Consider the following 17436-nt stretch of genomic DNA (forward strand, 5'->3'; position numbering starts at 1 on the left):
GTGGCTCGCGATGAGTGCGTTTTCCAGACGAAGTTCCAGGCAAGGTTCCGGGCGAAGCTCCAGAGGGAGTTCCAGAGGGAGTTCCGGCGGGGGCGTGGTGGTCGCCGTCGTCGGCGGGCTGATCGCTCCGTTCCTCGTCGGTACCCCCGTCGCGGGCGCCGTGTCCGCCGGTGAGGTGCGCAGTCCCTCCGCCTACGTCGATCCGCTGATCGGGTCGGCGAACGGCGGCAATACGTATCCCGGGGCCAATCTGCCCTTCGGGATGATCGCCTGGTCCCCGACCAGCACCGCCGGAGACCAGACCAACACCGCCGCCGCCAACGGCTATGCGTACGGCACGACGCGCGTCCGGGGCTTCAGCCTCACCCACGTCAACGGCGCCGGATGCCATCCGGGCGCGGCGGGGGACGTGCCGGTCATGCCGTTCGTGGGGGACGTGGACTCCTCGCCGAGCGCCGACACCAAGGACCAGAAGTACGCGGCGGGCTTCAGCCACGACAACGAGAAGGCCGAGCCGGGGCGTTACCGCGTGGGGCTGGACTCCGGCGTGAGCACCGACCTCGCCGTCAGCGAGCGGGCCGGCGTCGCGGACTTCACCTTTCCGGCGGACAAGCCCGCCAACCTGCTCTTCCGCGTCTCCAACTCCCTCAACGGCAGCCAGGACGCGCACGTCGACATCGACGCCGGGAACCGCAAGGTGACGGGGTGGGTGGAGACCGGCGCGTTCTGCGGACGGCGGGCCAACGGCGGCGAGAACAACCGCAAGAGCTACTACCGCCTCTACTTCACCGCGTCGTTCGACCGCGCCTTCTCCGGCGTCGGCACCTGGCGCGACGACAAGCTCGCGGCGGGCTCCACGACGGCCGACGGCGGCGAGGGATACCTGACGGGCGCGAACCGGGCGGGACGCGGCTCCGGCGGGTACGTCAGCTTCGACACCCGTGACGACAACGATGTCAGGATGCGGCTCGGCATCTCGTACGTCTCCCTGGCCGGCGCCGAGGCCAACCTGCGCGGCGAGATAGCCCCGCGCGCGAGCGCGGCGGACGTCGCGGCGGACGGGCGGGCCGCCTGGGACAAGAAGCTGCGCGGGGTGCGGATCAGCGGCGGCAGCGAGGCGCAGCGCACCACCTTCTACACCGCGCTCTACCACGCGCTCCAGCAGCCCAACCTGATCAGCGACCGCGACGGCCGCTACCCGGGCATGGGCCGCGATCCCGACAACAAGGCCGACGCCATGGGCGAGACGCGGCGCGTCGTGCGCGGGCAGGGCGCGCAGTACAGCAACTTCTCCGGCTGGGACCAGTACCGCGCCCAGGTGCAGCTGCTCGCGCTCCTCGAACCCCGGGTGGCGGGCGACTTCGCGCAGTCGCTGTTCAACTTCGCGCGCCAGAACGGCGGCGTCTGGGACCGCTGGGTGCACATCAGCGGCGCGACCCATGTGATGACCGGCGACCCCACGGCCGCGACCCTGGCCACCTTCTACGCCATGGGTGTCCGGAACTTCGACGCCGAGGGCGCCTTCGCCTCGCTCTACCGCCAGGCCACCGTCCCGCACCCGGACGGGCTGTCCGACGCGGGCTGCCCCGGCCAGTGCGAGGGCCAGCGCCCCAACCTCGCGCAGTACCTCGACTCGCACTACGCCGCGCAGGACGTGTGCCACTGCTGGGGCGGCGCCGCCGAGACGCTGGAGGACGCCGTGGCGGACTCGGCGCTCGCGCAGTGGGCGAAGCTGCTCGGCCATGAGGCGGAGGCCAAGGAGCTGGAGGCGCGCGGGAGTTACTGGCGCAACGTCTTCAACCCGCAAGCGGGCAGCGGTGTTGGCTATGCCCAGGCCAGGAACCTCGACGGCTCCTGGGTCACCCCCTTCGACCCCGCCTCCGAACGCGGCTTCGCCCAGGGCACGTCGGCCACGTACACCTGGATGGTGCCGCAGGACGTCCAGGGCCTGGCCGGGGCCATGGGCGGGCGCGAGAGCGCGGCGGCGCGGCTGGACGGTTTCTTCCACAAGCCCGACGGCTCGTGGTCGCTGCGCGGCGGTGACCCGCTGCGCTACGACGCCACCAACGAGCCGGGCATCCACGCGCCCTGGCTCTACAACGCGCTCGGACAGCCCTGGAAGACCCAGGAGACGGTGCGCGAACTGGTCGACGCCGTGTACGGGACCGGTCCGGCCGGCCTGCCCGGCAACGACGACCTCGGCACCATGTCCGCCTGGTACGTCTTCGCCGCGCTCGGCGTCTACCCGCAGACCCCGGGCCGCGCCGACCTGCTGCTGACGAGCCCGCTCTTCCCGCGCGCGGTGATCGCCCCGGCGGGGCGGCGCGGCGCCATCACGGTGAGCGCGCCGGACGCGACGGCCGCGAACCGGTACGTCGATTCCGTACGGCTCAACGGCCGTACCCGCGACGCGTCGTGGGTCGACGGCTCGCTCGTGCGCGACGGCGGCGCGCTCACCTTCGGGCTCACCGACCGCCCGAACACATCCTGGGCGACGGCCCCGGAGGGCCTGCCGCGCTGAGGCCGCCGACCGCGGGCCGTTCTCCGCGCGTCTCCGCGCGCGAGAGGCAGGAGGTGAGGGGGGAGGGGCGGAGTCGGGAGTCGGGAGGCGAGGGGCGAGGGGCGAGGGGCAGGAGACAGGAGGCAGGAGGCAGGAGGCAAGAGGCAATCAGGCCGGGAGTGTTGACGCTTTGCCAGCCATATACTTAGGTTTGCCTTACCTAAGTCCGCCTGGTTGTTCGATCGGTGGACCCCGCGCTGTGCGTTGAAAGGTGTCTGTCTCCATGCGCCCAACCGCTCTTCTCGCCCGCACCGCCCTCGTCGGCCTCAGCACCGCCGCCCTCACGGTCGGGCTCGCGGCCTCCGCCTCCGCCGCGACCGTCGGGCGCACCGTCACCGAGAGCGGCGTGACGTACAACCTCTCGGTCACCGCGCCCTCCACGGTCGCGGTCGCGGGGGAGAACGTCACGGTCACCGGCAGCGGCTTCAACGAGGCCCAGGGCATCTACGTCAGCCTCTGCGTCATCCCCGACGGCGTCGACCCGGCCGACCCGGCGACCTTCACCAGCAAGCCGACCCCGTGTCTGGGCGGCCAGGACGAGGCCGGCACCACCGGCGCCTCGCACTGGATCAACAGCGACTGGTACTGGCTGTCGCCGAACAACTCCTCGCCTTACGACGACGGCGGCAGCTTCTCCGTGCCGATCCACGTCAAGCCCACCGTCTCCAGCGGTGTGACCTGCGACCAGAACGGTGTGAAGTGCGCGATCGTCACCCGCGCCGACCACTACAACACCAACAACCGCAACTTCGACACCTACGTGCCGGTGACCTTCCAGTGAGATCACTCCACCCGGGAAACCTCTCCAAAAGAGGCCGCCTTCTCGCGGCCGCCGCCGCGGCGGGTCTGCTGATCACCGGTCTCACCGGTGCGGCGCCCGTCGCGGCGGCGGCCGTTCCCGGCTCGGCCACCGGGCCCACCGGTCAGACCCTGACCGTCTCGAACACCGAGAACCTCGCCCCGAAGGGCTCGACCGTCACCGTCAGGGGCACCGGCTACGCCCCCGACAAGGGTGTCTACCTGGCCTTCTGCGCCGTGCCCGAGAAGGCGGGCGAGCAGCCGACGCCGTGCATCGGCGGCGCCGACATGAGCGGGATCACCGGATCGTCCTTCTGGATCTCCAACAACCCGCCCGAGTACGCGAAGGACCTGGTCAAACCGTTCACCGTGGGCGCCGACGGGAAGGGCGAGTTCGAACTCAACCTCACCGTCAAGGCGACCGAGGGCGACATCGACTGCACGCGGCTGAGCTGCGCCGTGGTCACCAAGGCCGATCACACGCACTTCACCGAGCGCGACCAGGACGTCGTCGTCCCGGTCTCCTTCGGCAGTGGCACCGAGGAGCCGACCCCCGAGGTCCCCGAGGGGACCGTGCGTCACACCGTGGTCCGTACGTTCGACACCGCGGCCCGCACCGTGGTGGTGGATCCGGCCGACAGCCGCGTACGCACCATCACCAGCCCGGGGACCAGCACCTTCCTCAACACGTACGAGGGCGCTTCGGGCGAGCGGGTCGGCGAGGCCGTCGCCATCACCCCGACCACCGGCGCCATGGCGCTGGACTCCGCGGGGAAACGGCTCTACATCGGGCACACGGGCTCGGTGACGGTGCACGACTCCCGTACGGGAGAGGAGACCGGCGAGCCGATCACGTTCACCGGCAGCGTCGGCCACCTCGCGGTCGACCCGGCGGCCGGGCGGCTCTACGTCGCCAACCAGGCCACCAAGTCGGTCAGCGTGTACGACACCGCGACCCGGCAGCCCGTCGGCGCCCCGGTCGTCCTGCCGTTCGCGGCCTTCGGCCTCGCGGTCGACACCGAGAACCACATCGGCTACGCGACGTACGTGGGCGGCGCGGTGGAGAACGGCGGCGTCGTCTACCGCAACGTCCTCAACGCCATCGACGGCGCCACGGGCACACTGGCCTCCACGCTCAGCCTGGGCGACACCGCTCTGGGCAGTCAGGGCGTGGCCATCGACGGGAAGTCCCGCACCGGCTACGTCGCCAACCTCTCGGCCGGTACGGTCTCGGTCGTCGACCTGGCCGCGAACGAGGTGACCGGCACGCTCCCGGTCGGCGGCAACCCGAAGGCCATGGTCTACGACAACGCCACCGGGCTGCTGTACGTCGCCCGCCTCACCGGCACCACGGTCGCGGTGGTGGACCCGACCGCCGGGACCCCGGTCATCGACGCGGTGGAGATCGGCGGCAGCCCGACGGCCCTGGCCCTGGACCCCGCCCGGCACGGCGTCTACGCGGTGGCCGGCGGCGAGGTCCATCTGATCGAGCGCCAGGTCTCGCCGAAGGTCACGACGTCCCCCGAGGACACCACGGTGACGGTCGGCGGCGAGGTCGCGCTCACGGCGGCGGCCGAGGGCACTCCGTCCCCGGTCGTTCTGTGGGAGGTCAGCCCGGACGGCGGGCAGTCCTGGAACACGGTGGCGGACTCCGCCGACGCCACGCTCTCCTTCAAGGCCCTTGCCGCGCAGGACGGTTACCGCTACCGGGCGGCCTTCAGCAACGCGGTGGGCAGTACGCGGACGGCGGCGGCGCGGCTGACCGTGACGCCCGCTGACGACGGGGGCGGTACGGACGGGGGTGCTGACGGGGGTGCTGACGGTGGTGCGACCGACGGCGGTACGGAAGGTGGTACGGACGGAGGCTCGGCCACCACGTCCGGCGGCTCGACGTCAACCGGCTCCACGGCGGGCGGCTCCACGGCGGGCGGCAGCACCGGCGGCGAGAGCACGTCCGGCGGCTCAACCACCGCCGGTGGCACGGTCGGTGGCAGCACCACCGGCGGCTCCACCACGGGAGGCGCCGACACCATCGGCGGCTCCGGCGGCGGCCTCGCCTCCACCGGCAGCTCCGTCCTCCCGCTCGCCGGTACGGCGGCCCTGCTGATCCTGGCGGGCGTCGCGGCCGTGGTCGTACGCCGACGCCGTACCGCCACCACCGCCTGACACGTACCCGTACGGCAACCACAAACACACAACGAAACACACCACACCACACGCGACCGGCCCGGCGCCCCGAATCCCCAGGGGCGCCGGGCCGGTCGCATCCGACTCAAGAGGAAAGTACTTTCCTTTGTGGAAACCGGATGGCAGTATGGGGCAGGTCGCTCACGCGGGTCGCTCGCCCACGCAGCTTGCCCGCGTGGCGGCGCAAGGTGTCGAACAGTGATGAGAGAGCCGGGGAAACACGATGTCATCGCAGGAGATGAGCCGCGGACTGCCAGGCGGAGCAGACGTGTCCGCGGATTCCGCGGCCGAGGCCCTGCGGGACATCGACGCCGCCCGGGCGCGGGCCCGTCTTCGGGCGGGGCTCACGCCCGCGTGGTACGGCCCCGCGGCAGCCGCCGCCCTGATCGTTCCCGCGCTCGGGGAAGCCTGGGTCGAGAGTCTGGGCGGCTGGGGAGCGATCCTCTCGCTGCTGATCTCGCTCGCGGGCCTGGCCCTGTTGCTCGCGCTCGTCGGCGCTGCCAGGCGAAGGACGGGAGTGATGGTGACACTGCCCTGGTCCGCACGGCTGCGCCGGGCCGCTGTTCCGTTCCTGACGCTTCTCGCCGCGGGGAGCGCGACGTACGGGCTGTGCCGGCGGTTCGGGGCGGATGGCGCGGTCACCAAGGTCGCGCTGTTCACCGCACTGGGGCTGGGCACTTGGGTAGTGTTCGTCATCCGGAACACAACGATCCAGCAGCAGCTCCGGAAGGTTGGATGACCGCCACTCCCGAGCCGCGACCGTCTTCGATCGACGCGGCCATCAACCACCCCACCCGGCTGACGGTCGTCGCGTTTCTTTCCGCCTGCGACGAGGCCGAGTTCGCCACCGTGCGCGGCAGCTGCCAGGTGTCGGACTCCATGCTCAGCAAGATCGCCTCCGCCCTGGAGGCGATCGGCTACCTCACCGTCCGCAAGGGCTACGTCGGCAAGCGTCCCCGCACCTGGCTGTCGCTCACGCCCACCGGGCAGGAGGCCCTGGCCCGGCACATCGCGGCGCTCCAGGACATCGCGGCCACGGCCCGGAACGCGGGCATCCAGGCGACAGCCGTGCAGACTCAGGAGACGGGCGGGCCGCCGCACAGCTCTTAGGGCGCGGTGGCCCACCGGCCGGCCGGCCGGGGCGTGGCCACGCCCCGCCGGCTCCCTGTCGGGATCAGGTCGTAGTCGACGGCTTCCCGGCGGACGGCTTCCCGGCGGACGGCTTCTCGTCCGACGGCTTTTCGCGGAGGGCGTCGACGACCGCGCGCTCCAGGACCGCCGACTTGTTGATCAGGGTGCCCTTCTTGCCCATGGAGGTGTCCCTGATGAGGTAGCTCCGTTCGCCCAGGTACTCCAGGGTGGTCGAGTCGAAGATCCAGGCGGTGCGCCAACCGGCCCGCGTGTTGTCGCGGGCCACGCCGATCCCGTGCCGGCCGGCCGCGTCCACCGCGTCGGAGTCCACGGTCACGCCGGGGATCTTCGCCGCGGCCTTGTAGAGGGCGGCCGCGGTCTTCGGCGGCATCAGCGTCTCCACCAGCAGCTCACCGATGGTCTCGAAGGCGTCCTGGGCCTGGTCCCGGTCCTCGGCCGGGGTGTCGCGCGCGTCCTGGTCCCGGGTGATCTCGGTGGTGAGCCGCCGGAGCAGGGCGTCCGGGTCGGTGGGCAGCGAGGCCAGCCACGTGTACGTCGGCCGGTTCAGGCCCGCCGGATAGCCGACGGGGGTCTCGCCGTCCGGGACCCCGACGGTGATCGGGAAGTACGAACCGTCCTGGTGGATCAGGCCGACATCGATCACCGGCCCCGCCTTCTGCGACATCCAGACCTCACGCTCGCGGGGCTCGGTCAGTTTCACCGGGCCGCCGAATTCGCCCTCGTTGTCGCTCTGTAGTGACTTGACGTACACGAACTGGTCGTCGCCGACCGTCGGTTCGTCGCTCTTCCCGGCGACCGAGGCGATCCGGTCGAGCAGTACGGCCGCGCCGCGCGGGGCCGTGGCCCGGGAACTCGTGCCCGCGGTGGAGGATGCCGGAGCGTGGTCCCGGCCGGTCACGGCGAGCGTGGTCAGCAGCACCCCGCCCAGGGCCAGTCCGGCGGCGGGCAGCAGGACGGCGGGGCGCAGGAGGCGGGGCCGGGGGCGGGCGGTGGTGGCGCGGTCGCCGTCCTGGTCGATCAGACGCATCAGGGTGTCCTTGTGGTGGAGATGACGGCCCGGGGGCAGGTCCCGTTCGGCCGGGGCCGGCAGCAGCCGGGCCAGTTCCTCGTGTTCGGCCCGCTCGGGGCCGGAGGTGCGGTCGTTCATCGGGCTTCCTCCTGGATGGGCAGGGCCACGAACGCGGCCCTGCCCTCTGCCTCTCCGCGGCGGGGGCGGGGTTCCGTTCCTGATCGGACCGCTTCTCCGGGTCGCGCTTCCCGCGCTGACCCGTCCGGCGTCCGGCCGAGTTCCTCGTCGGTGAGCCGTCGCAGCCGGTTACGGGCGCGGGACAGCCGCGACCGTACGGTGCCCACCGGGATGCCCAGGGCCTCGGCGGCCTCGGCGTAGTCCAGCCCGGACCAGACGCAGAGGGCCAGCACCTCGCGTTCCTGGCGGCGGAGTCCGCCCAGCGCCTGCCGGACCGCGGCGATCCGCCGTGTGTCGTCCACGCGTCCGGCCGCGGCGTCCGCGATGTCCGTCACCGGTTCCGGGGCGGGGCGGCGGGCCAGGAAGGCCAGGCGCCGCCCGATACCGCGGTTGGCGTTGCGTGCCTTGTTCGTGGCGATTCCGAACAGCCACGGCCGCAGCGAGTCGCCCTCCGGCTCGACGGCGTGACGGGTGCGCCAGGCGGCCAGGAAGGTCTCGGACAGCACCTCCTCGGCGGTCGACCAATCGCCCGTCAGCCGGTAGGCGTGGTTGTAGACCGCCCGCGCGTACTCCTCGTAGAGCGCGGCGAACGCTTCGCGGTCGCCCGCCCTGATGCGTGCGCGCATGCGCTCCCGATCGTCCTGTTCATCACATCTCACACCACCTACCTCTCCGGTCGGACCGAGGGGTTCCCGTGACCCGCGCCACAGCACCCGCGCCACAGCACCCGTAGCCCGGCGCCGCTCAAGCGGCCCGCTGTTGGTCCGGGAGGTCGGCCGTTGCCGGGGCGCTCCTGAGGGTCAGCGCCTGTTGGGCCCCGGTGTCTGAGGTTTGCGGTGCCTGCGGTTTGCGGTGCCTGCCGGTGCCCGCGCCGAGCGGCTTGCTCGCGGGCACCGGCGTCGAAACGGGAGCCGCGCCGGCCTGGGGGTACGGGATCCGCTCCGCCTCGGCGAGGTGGGGTACGGCAGTCGCGGCGCCTCGCGCCCCTCGCACACAGCCCCGCCCGGCGCTCCGTGTCCTCGGAGTGCCGGGCGTTTCCCTACGAGGCCGCGAGTCGTCGTCGCGCGCGGGACGGGTTCAGCCGGTGCTCGCGCGCCGGCGTCGGCGGAGGGCGACGGCCGCGCCCGCCAGGGCCAGTGCCACGCCGGAACCGGCCAGCAGCGGGGTGACGGACGACGTCTCGGCTGCCTTCTGCTGGGGGCTGTAGCCGCTGGAGTACCCCGCCGTGTCGTACTCCGAACCGGGCAGCTTGTCGGCGTAGCGGGCCTTGACCAGCTTCTGGTAGTCGCTGAGTGACATCGACGCCTGGCCGGCCAGTCCCTGCCGGGCCTGGTCGTTGAGCGGCTCGACGGTGGTGAGCTTGAGCTGGTACCAGCCGCGGAGTTGCGGCTCGGTGAAGACCAGGGTGCCCACGGTGGCCTTGGCGGCGTACGTGACGTCGCTGTCGCCGTCGCGCACGGCCGCCAGGTGCCAGCCGCCGCCCTGGGTGGGGGCGAGCATGACGGTCGCGCTGCGGCCGTTGACGGTGGCGCTCAGCGAGGAGACCAGGGACGCCAGCTTCACCGCCTCGGTGGGCAGTGGCGGGACGGTGCCCGCGACGAATCCGGGAGTGATCTCGTTCAGCGCCACCGGGTCCTTGATCGTGAAGGCCGGGAGGCCCTGGCACGGCTCGGGCGTGTCGGGGAGCGTCCGCACCGTCCCGCCGGCGCTGTCGGTGGGCACCGGAATGCTCAGGAAGCGGCAGACGGCGTTACGGACGTCGGCGGACTTCACCACGTCGAGGGCGGCCTGGTAGTCGGGGATGTCGGCCGGGAGCGGGTCCTTGGCCAGGGCCGCGTGGGCCGGGCCGCCGACGGACAGCAGAGCGGACGTGCTCAGTGCGAGGACGATGGACAGGCGGGAGAAGCGAGAGCCGGCCCACCTGCTGGACGTTCTGGTACCGCTGGTGTCACTGGTGTCGCGCATGGAGGGCCTGCCTTAGCCGGAGATGCCGATGCGGGAGTGGGTCCACTTGGAAGAGCTGTTGCTCACGTAGTCGCTGTAGTTCCACCAGGTGTACGTGGCGGTGTCCGGCCACGGGTCCGCCACGGCGATCGTCTCGCGCGAGGTGTCGAAGCCGTAGACGACGTTCATGTGGCCACCGCCGGACGTCCACCCGATGCGGGTGCCGATCGGCCGGGCCGCCTTGACCTCGTTGTACACCTGGTCGAACGTGGCCGCGCTGTCCAGGCCCGAGCCGGGGTTGCGCATGCCGAGACTGTTCCAGCCCCTGGCCATGTCGCCGAGTGTGGCGGGCTGGTTGTCGCAGCCGTAGTAGGGCTGGGCCCGGTTGCAGAAGTCCGTCTGCGTGGAGCCGAACCCCTGGAACTTGGCGATCGTCAGGCCGGAGGCGACCCAGCACCACTGGGTCTTCTCCTGCTTGTACATGCCGATGTTGTCCTGACCCGCCTCGGCGTGAGCCGTACCGCCTGTCGGCGCGAGCAACCCCGCGGCGGCCAGCACGATGGCCGAAGCCGCGGGCCTGCACCTGAATCTGCCCATGTTCCTGCCTTCCTTTGTGCGATGAGACAAGCGGGGCAATATGGCAGGGATATGACAGCACATCACTTAAAGGGCGTATGGGCACCTTGCGGGAATGTAACCCGTAGTGGCTATTGGCTGGTTGATCACGAGATCAGGTGATCAGCTCCGGCGGGTGGCGTCGTGGCGCGGCTGTCGCAGTTGTGGAGCCGGCCCGGCCTTCCGCGCTCCCTCGATCAACACCCCTACCAAGCAACGAGCTTGGTTGGATTGGCCGGTGTGGCGGCTGTGGGGAACCTGGGCGCTACGGGATGATGGACCGCGTGCGGGCGTGGGGCGGCGGAGCCGGGTACCGGCGGTATGTGGCGCGGCCGGAGCCGGGGACGGGGCTCTGGTCGTGGGCGGCTGCGGTCGGGGCGGTCGGGGCGGCCGGGGCGGTCGGCGCCGGTGTCTGCGGCGCCCTCGGCTACGCGCGCGCCGGTGCCGGGCCCGTCGAGGTGGGACGGGACCTCGCGGTGGGATGGGCGTATGCCGGCGCGGGAATCGTGGCTCTGTGGCGCCGGCCGGCGAACCGTACCGGCGTACTGCTGCTCGCCGAGGGGCTGACGTGGTTCGTCGGCAACCTCCAGGGCTTCGGACAGCCGGTGGTCTTCGCCCTCGGGGCCTGGGGCGAGGCGCTGAATCTCGCCGTACTCGCCCATCTGCTGCTGGCCTTCCCCGAGGGCCGGGTGACCGGGGTCAGGGAGCGCCGTACCGTCGCAGCCTGCTACGGACTGGTGGCCGTGGGCGGCCTGGCGCGCGTACTGCTGTACGACCCGGCTGCCGGCTCCGACACCAGCTACCTGGTCTGCCGCGACTGCGACGGCAACGCGCTCCTGGCCGTGCCCGGCGCCACCGTCCTCGGCACCGACCTCTTCGACGCGGTCGACCTCTGCTACCGCTGGGCGGGCGCCCTGCTCACCCTGTGGATCTTCGTCCTGCTGGTCGGCCGCTGGCGTGCGAGCACCCCGGCGCGCCGCCGCATGCTGCTGCCCGCCGGGGTGTCGGTGGCCCTCGCGCTCGTGTTCGTCGGCTGGGAGATCCTGTACGTGGCGAACCCCGCCGTGCTGGGGGCGGCGGGCGCCGTGCTGACCGTGCCGTCGGATCTCTGCCAGGTCGCCGTTCCAGTCTCCTTCCTCCTCGGTCTGCTGCGGATGCGACTGAGGCGCGCCTCGGCCGGCAACCTCGTCATAGCGGCCGGAGCCGAACCTTCCCCGCGTCAGCTCCAGGAGGCGCTGCGCAACGTCCTCGGCGATCCCTCCCTGCGGATCGGACTGCGCGCGGGCGGCGGTCCGCCGGGTACGTACGAGGACCCGGACGGCCGGCCGATCACACTGCCCGCCGTACCGGCCGGGCCGGAGCCCGGGCCGAGAAACACCGTCCTGGTGCGCGGCGGGTCGGTCGCCGTGACGGGCATAGGGGACACCGGCCCCGAAAGCGGTCCCGAAAGCGGCCCCGAAAGCGGCGGCGAGCGCGTGCCGTTGGCCGTCATGACGTACGACAGCGCCCTGTGCGACGACCCCGCCCTGATGGACTCGGTCGCCGCCTCCGTACGACTGTGCCTGCGCAACGTGCAGCTCGCCGAACAGGCCGTCGGCAGCGACTCCCGGGCCCGCGCGCTGCACGCCCGGCTGCTGCGCACCGCCGACGAGGAACGCCGGCGCCTGGAACGGGACCTGCACGACGGCGCGCAGACCCGGCTGGTCCTCGCCCTGATGAACCTGCGCCGTGTCGGCGCCGAACTGCCCCACAGCAGCGATCCGTCGTTGCGCCTCGCCGTGACCGAGACGGAACAGACGCTCCGTCAGGCGCTTTCCGAGCTGCGGGACATCGCCCACGGCATTCACCCGGCCGTGCTCTCCCGCGCCGGGCTCGGCCCCGCGATCACCGCCCTGGCGGAGCAGGCCGCGCTGCCGGTCGTCGTCCTGGCCGAGCCCGGCCGGTTCCCCGAAGCGGTCGAGACGACGGCCTACTTCGTGGTCTCCGAGGCCCTCGCCAACGCGGCCAAACACGCCTCGGCGGGGGCCGTGTCCGTACACGTACGCCGTACCGGCCCCCGGCTGGCCGTCGAGATCACCGACGACGGCACCGGCGGCGCCGACCCGGCGGGCGGCAGCGGGCTGCGTGGCCTCACCGACCGGGTGAGCGCCGTCGGCGGGACGTTACGGGTGGAATCCCCGGCCGGGGGCGGCACCTTGGTCCGGGCGGAGCTGCCGTGCGAGTGATCGTCGCCGAGGACTCCGCGCTGCTGCGCCAGGGTCTCGTACGGCTGCTGACGGACCTCGGCATCGTGGTCGCCGCCGAGGTGGGGGACGGCGACGGGCTGCTCGCCCTGGTCGCAGCCGAGCGCCCCGACGTCGTGCTCCTCGACATCCGCATGCCGCCCACCCACACCGACGAGGGCATCCGCGCGGCGCTCGCGATCCGCGAGGGCTTCGCCGGTACGGGGGTGCTGCTGCTCTCCCAGTACGTCGAGACCACGAGCGCGGTGCAGGCGATGGCGCGCGACTGCCGGGGCTTCGGCTATCTGCTCAAGGACCGGGTCGCCGACGCCGGTGAACTCTCCGACGCGCTCCAGCGCGTGGCCGCCGGGGAGACCGTCATGGACCCGGAGGTCGTCGCCCGGCTCATGGGACGGCGCCGGGCGACAAACGAACTGGACGCGCTGACGCCCCGGGAGCGCGAGGTACTGGCGCTGATGGCGGAGGGCCGATCGAACGAGGCCATCACCGAGCGGCTGCGGATCAGCGGCAAGACGCTGGAGACGCACGTCCGCAACGTCTTCACCAAGCTCCTGCTGGAGCCCGATCTGGGCTATCACCGGCGGGTGTTGGCGGTGCTGGCGCATCTGCGGGCGTGACGGGCGCCGGCCGTCACGCTGGCGCCTGCGGTCGTGGCCCACCCCCGTAGGACCACGACCACAGGCGGATGGAACGCCCCCTCACCGTCGTGTTGGTCAGGTCAGACGGTGCGCAGGGCCTTCCAGGTGTTGGCGCCGACGATCCCGTCCGCACCGCCGGCCACCTTGAAGTCCTTCTGGAACTTCACCACCGCGTTGTGGGTGGCAGCGCCGAAGTCGCCGTCGACCCCTGACGAGCCGACGCTGTAGCCGAGGGAGAGCAGGAGGGCCTGGGCCTCCTTGACGGTGTTCCCCTTGGCACCCTTCTTGATGGTCGGAGGTGTCTTGCGGTTGTCGTAACCGCAGTACCAGTAGCCGCTCTGCTGCTTGCAGGCGGCCTGGACCGTCGCACTCGACTGAGGGGCCGCGGCGGCCGGGGACGCGGCGATCGCCGCCGTTCCGGCGGTCAGCGCGGAGGCGAGGACGACGGCCGTCGCCAGGCTGCGGACGCGGCTCTTGGACGTGAGGGTGGAGATGGTGGAGATGGTGGAGTTGCGGGACATCTTCGTATTCCTTCCGAAAGTGGCTTGATGGCCGGTGTGTTCGGCTGGTGACGAAGCTATGGGCGCCCGCGCGTGCGTACATCGGGGCAGACCCTGAGAAGGCGAATCGCGAGAAGTCGGGTCAGGCCGCTGGAGCCGCTTCCCGAAGCGCGCGTGACGCGAGGCAGCCGGGGCATTCGCCCGGCTCCGGCGACCGGTACGCGCGGTCGCAGCTGTCGCAGTTCTGGAGCGGGACCGGGCGGGGAGCCGTGGCGGCGCCGGGCGCGGCCGGGAGCGGGGGCGGCAGGAGCGCGGTGAGCCGGTGGGCCAGCAGGGCGGCGGGGTGGCGCAGGTCGGGCGGGAGGCTCGCGGTCAGGGTGCGGCGTACGGAGTCGGGCGCGGCGCCGCGCTCCAACCAGGCGGCGACGCCGGGGGTGAGGCGTTGTACGTCGCGCTCCGAGAGGAGAAGGCGCGGGTCGTCGCGGCGCAGCCCGGCGAGGAGGTCGGTGGCGGCGCGGGTGTGCTCGGGGTTCTCGGGGTTCTCGGGGGCGGGGTCGGGCGCCTGCGGGTGGGGGAGCGGGGGCGGGGTCTCCCGTACGACCGGCTCGGGCTCGCGCTCCGGCTCCGGCTCCGGCTCGGACTGGCACTCACACGCGGCCTCGGGCTCGCGCTTCGGCTCCGGCTCGGACTGGCACTCGGGCTCCGGCTCGCACTCGGGCTCGCACTCGGGCTCTTCGCGAGCGAGCCGTGCCAGCCGGGCGCGCGTGGCCTCGGGGTTGTTGTAGGAGATCGTCAGGCTGACGATCCGGCCCCCGGCGGTCCGTTCGCGACGCCGTTCGATGTACCCGTGCGCCTCCAACTCCCTTAAGGCGGAGGCGATCCGCTCCCGCCCCTCGGGGGAATGCGCGGCCAGCGTCCGGATGTCCACCGGCGAGCCCTCGGGCAGTGACTGGATATGAGTCCCCAGGCCGATCGCGGTGAACGACAACTCGCCATGCTGGGCGAGGTGGTTGCCGACGATCGTGTAGCCGGGGTCCTGGAATTCCTCGACTTTCGCCACGCCGGAGCCGGATCCGCGAACTAACTGAAGGGCGCGGGTGGGCGCACTAAACTGCTGCTCAGCCATCGGGAAGCTCTTTCTTCCTCAGTGGTCAGGCCCTCGATCGGGATGCCAGTCCCGGCCGGGGGCCGTCTCATGTCTGGGTGTTGCGTTGAGGCAGAGCCTGCCTCCCCAAACTCGCCAAAAGCCAGCCATTCAGGGCGAGATCACCCGTGTGGGTGACTCGAACCGGGAGGGGTGGGGTTTGGTTGGTTATTTCCCTGGGTTCTTTGGTCTTTTGACGTCCCGCAGCCCCAGGGCATGGCCCACCGGAGCCCGTGTTCACGGGCTCCGGATGCCCCGCCCATGGCGACGCGGGATCTGGTGCATCCGTACGGTCACCTGTACTGGATCGCGATAGCAGTAACAGGTGTACGAGTAGACCTCCTCGACCTCCAGGGGCGCCGGCGCGACGTCCCGCTCCCGGCTTTCCGCCCGCGCGTACACCACGCCCACGGCCAGGACGACGAGGCTGAGGGAGATCGAGGTGACTCCCCAAAGAGCCCGAGCGGTTATCGGATCCATGCGGCGGCCTCCTCGCCGTCGTCGGGGATGGCCAACTCGGCCCAGACGGTCTTGCAGGGCAGCGGCCCCGACGTCACGCCCCACCGATCGGCGAGCGCCTCCACCAGCAGCAGCCCGCGCCCCGACTCCGCGCACGCGGGGAGCGACCGGCCGGTGGCGGGCAGCAGCGCGCCCTGGGTGTCGGTCACCTCGATCCGGAGCACCTCCGGCGTCGGCCGACGCAGAACGAGGCGGAAGTCCCGGCCCGGCGTACGGCCGTGCTGTACGGCGTTCGACGCCAACTCCGCGACGACCTGCGCCGCCGCGTCGAAGGGCAGCCCCCACGAACGCAGTTGCTCCACGGCCAGCAGCCGCGCCAGCCGGGCGCCTCTGCGGGTGGACGAGAACTGGACGCGGAACTCCTCGGAGAACGGCGCGGATTGGGTGAGCGGCACGTGGCCGGCGTCGAAGCCGCTGTCGACGATTTCGTGGTTCACGTCACACAGCGTGGCCGGATCCGCATAGCCTGAACAGTCACATATCCCTTACGGACGGTGATGTGTACAGCTCCAGCGCGTTTCTGTCCGGGCTCTGTCCGGGTCGCGCGCCGTGACCTTCCGTGGGGCCAAGGGGATTGAGCCATGACGGCACGATTTCGGAGGTGTACGAAGTGGGTGCGGACAGCAACGCCAAGGGCAAGGACTTCACGACGGACGGCGCGGACGAGCCGGACTGGGAGGCAGACCCGGACGACGACTCGCGGCCGGTCATCGTGGCGGTGGGCCGCCAGATCAAGCTGTGGCGCGTATCGGCGGGACTGAGCCAGGCGGAGTTCGGCGTCGCGCTCGGGTACGGCGAGAACCAGATCTACAAGGTGGAGGCGGGCAAGCGCATCCCCAGGCCGGAGTTCCTGGACAAGGCGGACAGGATCCTGGGCGCGGGCGGCAAGATTGCCGAGATGAAGGTGGACATCGCGGAGGCGAGGTACCCGAAGAAGGTCCGTGACGTGACGAAGCTGGAGGCGGAGGCCGTCGAACTGGGCGCGTACGGGAACCACAACGTGCCGGGCCTGTTGCAGACGGAGGAGTACGCGCGGGCGCTCTTTGACGTCCGGCGCCCTCCCTTCACGCCGAACGACCGTGAGCGGTATGTGGCCGCGCGGATGGCCCGGCAGGCGATCTTTGACCGTACCCCGCAGGCGACGCTCACTTTTGTCCAGGAAGAGGTCACGCTACGGCGGCCCATCGGAGGCAGAATGGTGTTGCGCCGACAACTCGAACATCTTCTGGAACGAGGGCAGTTGCGCCACGTCGAGATCCAGGTGATGCCGACGGACCGTGAGGACCACGCCGGAATGGGTGGAGAACTCGAAGTGGTGAAGCTCAGGGACGGCTCGACAGTGGGGTGGACGGTGGGGCAGCTCACCAGCCGGGTGCTCTCCGACCCGAAAGACATTCAGATCCTGGAAATGCGATATGGGATCATCCGATCGCAGGCTCTCAGCCCACGGGAGTCGCTGGCCTTCATCGAGAAAGTGCTGGGAGAGACATGATCCGTGAATCCAAGCTGAACTGGTTCAAGAGCAGCTACAGCGGCCTCAGTGACAACGACTGCGTCGAGGTAGCCGCCACCCCGCGCACCGTCCACGTCCGCGACTCCAAGGACACCCAGCTCTCGCACCTCGGCTTCGGTCCCGGTGCCTGGGCCGACTTCGTCTCGTACACCTCGGAGAGGTGATCGGTATGTCCTTGGAGTCCGAGCTGAACTGGTTCAAGAGCAGCTACAGCGGCAGCGATGACAACGACTGCGTCGAGGTGGCCGCCACCCCTCGCACCGTCCACGTCCGCGACTCCAAGGACACCCACCGCTCCCACCTCGGCTTCACCGCCCCGGCCTGGGCCGACTTCGTCTCGTACACCTCGGAGCACTGACCCCCGTAGGCCGGGTGAGCGGCAGCCCGTATCCATATGCCCGTCCTGTTGGACGGTGCTGAGCGGGTGCTGTTAGCTG

18 protein-coding genes are annotated in these 17436 nt (G+C 71.4%); 10 read left to right on the plus strand and 8 right to left on the minus strand.

Features of this window, described 5'->3' with window-relative positions; translation table 11 throughout:
- Window positions 1–10 precede the first annotated feature (10 nt).
- The 5 genes from OG627_RS21040 (at window position 11) to OG627_RS21060 (ending at window position 6655) form a co-directional block, all read left to right on the plus strand.
- Window positions 11–2521, plus strand: a complete 2511-nt coding sequence (locus OG627_RS21040) for a GH92 family glycosyl hydrolase (RefSeq protein WP_329067352.1) — start codon at window positions 11–13, stop codon at window positions 2519–2521.
- A 262-nt stretch (window positions 2522–2783) separates the two neighbouring features.
- A complete protein-coding gene (locus OG627_RS21045; protein WP_329067354.1) occupies window positions 2784–3341 on the plus strand; it encodes a hypothetical protein in 558 nt (185 codons plus the stop codon).
- Window positions 3338–5524 carry an endoglucanase gene (locus tag OG627_RS21050; protein WP_329067357.1) on the plus strand — a complete coding sequence of 729 codons (2187 nt, stop codon included), beginning with the start codon at window positions 3338–3340 and terminating at the stop codon, window positions 5522–5524. Before OG627_RS21045 ends, OG627_RS21050 begins: the two co-directional genes overlap by 4 nt.
- Window positions 5525–5813: 289 nt before the next feature.
- The gene (locus tag OG627_RS21055; protein ID WP_329067359.1) at window positions 5814–6284 is read left to right on the plus strand and encodes a hypothetical protein; all 471 of its coding nucleotides are present in this window, start codon (window positions 5814–5816) and stop codon (window positions 6282–6284) included.
- Complete coding sequence (locus tag OG627_RS21060; protein ID WP_329067361.1) at window positions 6281–6655, plus strand: winged helix-turn-helix domain-containing protein; 375 nt, start codon at window positions 6281–6283, stop codon at window positions 6653–6655. Before OG627_RS21055 ends, OG627_RS21060 begins: the two co-directional genes overlap by 4 nt.
- A gap of 64 nt (window positions 6656–6719) precedes the next feature.
- Here the strand turns inward: OG627_RS21060 and OG627_RS21065 are convergent, their stop codons facing one another.
- The 4 genes from OG627_RS21065 to OG627_RS21080 all read right to left on the minus strand — a co-directional run bounded on the left by OG627_RS21065 (window position 6720) and on the right by OG627_RS21080 (window position 10424).
- Entirely contained in the window at window positions 6720–7844 is a 1125-nt protein-coding gene (locus tag OG627_RS21065; RefSeq protein WP_329067363.1) for a CU044_5270 family protein, read from the minus strand.
- On the minus strand, window positions 7841–8509 hold the full coding sequence (locus OG627_RS21070; protein ID WP_329067365.1) for an RNA polymerase sigma factor: 669 nt from the start codon (window positions 8507–8509) through the stop codon (window positions 7841–7843). The genes OG627_RS21065 and OG627_RS21070 overlap by 4 nt, the downstream gene beginning before the upstream one ends.
- A gap of 451 nt (window positions 8510–8960) precedes the next feature.
- The gene (locus OG627_RS21075) at window positions 8961–9848 is read right to left on the minus strand and encodes a hypothetical protein (protein WP_329067367.1); all 888 of its coding nucleotides are present in this window, start codon (window positions 9846–9848) and stop codon (window positions 8961–8963) included.
- Between the two features lie 12 nt (window positions 9849–9860).
- On the minus strand, window positions 9861–10424 hold the full coding sequence (locus OG627_RS21080; protein ID WP_329067369.1) for a papain-like cysteine protease family protein: 564 nt from the start codon (window positions 10422–10424) through the stop codon (window positions 9861–9863).
- A gap of 302 nt (window positions 10425–10726) precedes the next feature.
- On the opposite strand from OG627_RS21080, the gene OG627_RS21085 reads away from it, so the two are divergent.
- Together OG627_RS21085 and OG627_RS21090 are read left to right on the plus strand one after the other, a co-directional pair.
- The gene (locus OG627_RS21085; RefSeq protein WP_329067371.1) at window positions 10727–12667 is read left to right on the plus strand and encodes a sensor histidine kinase; all 1941 of its coding nucleotides are present in this window, start codon (window positions 10727–10729) and stop codon (window positions 12665–12667) included.
- A complete protein-coding gene (locus tag OG627_RS21090) occupies window positions 12664–13302 on the plus strand; it encodes a response regulator transcription factor (RefSeq protein ID WP_329072839.1) in 639 nt (212 codons plus the stop codon). Before OG627_RS21085 ends, OG627_RS21090 begins: the two co-directional genes overlap by 4 nt.
- A gap of 101 nt (window positions 13303–13403) precedes the next feature.
- Here OG627_RS21090 and OG627_RS21095 read toward each other — a convergent pair whose 3' ends face one another.
- The 4 genes from OG627_RS21095 to OG627_RS21110 all read right to left on the minus strand — a co-directional run bounded on the left by OG627_RS21095 (window position 13404) and on the right by OG627_RS21110 (window position 15881).
- The gene (locus OG627_RS21095) at window positions 13404–13844 is read right to left on the minus strand and encodes a peptidoglycan-binding domain-containing protein (RefSeq protein ID WP_329067373.1); all 441 of its coding nucleotides are present in this window, start codon (window positions 13842–13844) and stop codon (window positions 13404–13406) included.
- A gap of 121 nt (window positions 13845–13965) precedes the next feature.
- The gene (locus tag OG627_RS21100) at window positions 13966–14949 is read right to left on the minus strand and encodes a helix-turn-helix domain-containing protein (RefSeq protein WP_329067376.1); all 984 of its coding nucleotides are present in this window, start codon (window positions 14947–14949) and stop codon (window positions 13966–13968) included.
- Between the two features lie 255 nt (window positions 14950–15204).
- A complete protein-coding gene (locus OG627_RS21105) occupies window positions 15205–15447 on the minus strand; it encodes a hypothetical protein (protein ID WP_329067377.1) in 243 nt (80 codons plus the stop codon).
- Window positions 15435–15881 carry an ATP-binding protein gene (locus tag OG627_RS21110; protein ID WP_329072842.1) on the minus strand — a complete coding sequence of 149 codons (447 nt, stop codon included), beginning with the start codon at window positions 15879–15881 and terminating at the stop codon, window positions 15435–15437. Before OG627_RS21110 ends, OG627_RS21105 begins: the two co-directional genes overlap by 13 nt.
- A 215-nt stretch (window positions 15882–16096) precedes the next feature.
- Between OG627_RS21110 and OG627_RS21115 the strand changes: the two genes are divergently transcribed.
- The 3 genes from OG627_RS21115 to OG627_RS21125 are packed head-to-tail and all read left to right on the plus strand — an operon-like array spanning window position 16097 to window position 17357.
- Entirely contained in the window at window positions 16097–16978 is an 882-nt protein-coding gene (locus OG627_RS21115; RefSeq protein WP_329067379.1) for a helix-turn-helix domain-containing protein, read from the plus strand.
- Complete coding sequence (locus tag OG627_RS21120) at window positions 16975–17163, plus strand: DUF397 domain-containing protein (protein WP_329067381.1); 189 nt, start codon at window positions 16975–16977, stop codon at window positions 17161–17163. The genes OG627_RS21115 and OG627_RS21120 overlap by 4 nt, the downstream gene beginning before the upstream one ends.
- 5 nt (window positions 17164–17168) lie before the next feature.
- The gene (locus OG627_RS21125; protein ID WP_329067383.1) at window positions 17169–17357 is read left to right on the plus strand and encodes a DUF397 domain-containing protein; all 189 of its coding nucleotides are present in this window, start codon (window positions 17169–17171) and stop codon (window positions 17355–17357) included.
- Window positions 17358–17436: the final 79 nt, after the last annotated feature.

Origin of the sequence: Streptomyces sp. NBC_01429, from assembly GCF_036231945.1 — a bacterium.
Taxonomy (GTDB): Bacteria; Actinomycetota; Actinomycetes; order Streptomycetales; family Streptomycetaceae; genus Streptomyces.

Bases quoted from the DNA above. Each gene is read 5' to 3' on its own strand.
- OG627_RS21040 (WP_329067352.1), top strand. From the start codon at position 11: ATGAGTGCGTTTTCCAGACGAAGTTCCAGGCAAGGTTCCGGGCGAAGC.
- OG627_RS21045 (WP_329067354.1), top strand. From the start codon at position 2,784: ATGCGCCCAACCGCTCTTCTCGCCCGCACCGCCCTCGTCGGCCTCAGC.
- OG627_RS21060 (WP_329067361.1), top strand. From the start codon at position 6,281: ATGACCGCCACTCCCGAGCCGCGACCGTCTTCGATCGACGCGGCCATC.
- OG627_RS21065 (WP_329067363.1), bottom strand. From the start codon at position 7,844: ATGAACGACCGCACCTCCGGCCCCGAGCGGGCCGAACACGAGGAACTG.
- OG627_RS21070 (WP_329067365.1), bottom strand. From the start codon at position 8,509: ATGCGCGCACGCATCAGGGCGGGCGACCGCGAAGCGTTCGCCGCGCTC.
- OG627_RS21075 (WP_329067367.1), bottom strand. From the start codon at position 9,848: ATGCGCGACACCAGTGACACCAGCGGTACCAGAACGTCCAGCAGGTGG.
- OG627_RS21080 (WP_329067369.1), bottom strand. From the start codon at position 10,424: ATGGGCAGATTCAGGTGCAGGCCCGCGGCTTCGGCCATCGTGCTGGCC.
- OG627_RS21095 (WP_329067373.1), bottom strand. From the start codon at position 13,844: ATGTCCCGCAACTCCACCATCTCCACCATCTCCACCCTCACGTCCAAG.
- OG627_RS21100 (WP_329067376.1), bottom strand. From the start codon at position 14,949: ATGGCTGAGCAGCAGTTTAGTGCGCCCACCCGCGCCCTTCAGTTAGTT.
- OG627_RS21105 (WP_329067377.1), bottom strand. From the start codon at position 15,447: ATGGATCCGATAACCGCTCGGGCTCTTTGGGGAGTCACCTCGATCTCC.
- OG627_RS21120 (WP_329067381.1), top strand. From the start codon at position 16,975: ATGATCCGTGAATCCAAGCTGAACTGGTTCAAGAGCAGCTACAGCGGC.
- OG627_RS21125 (WP_329067383.1), top strand. From the start codon at position 17,169: ATGTCCTTGGAGTCCGAGCTGAACTGGTTCAAGAGCAGCTACAGCGGC.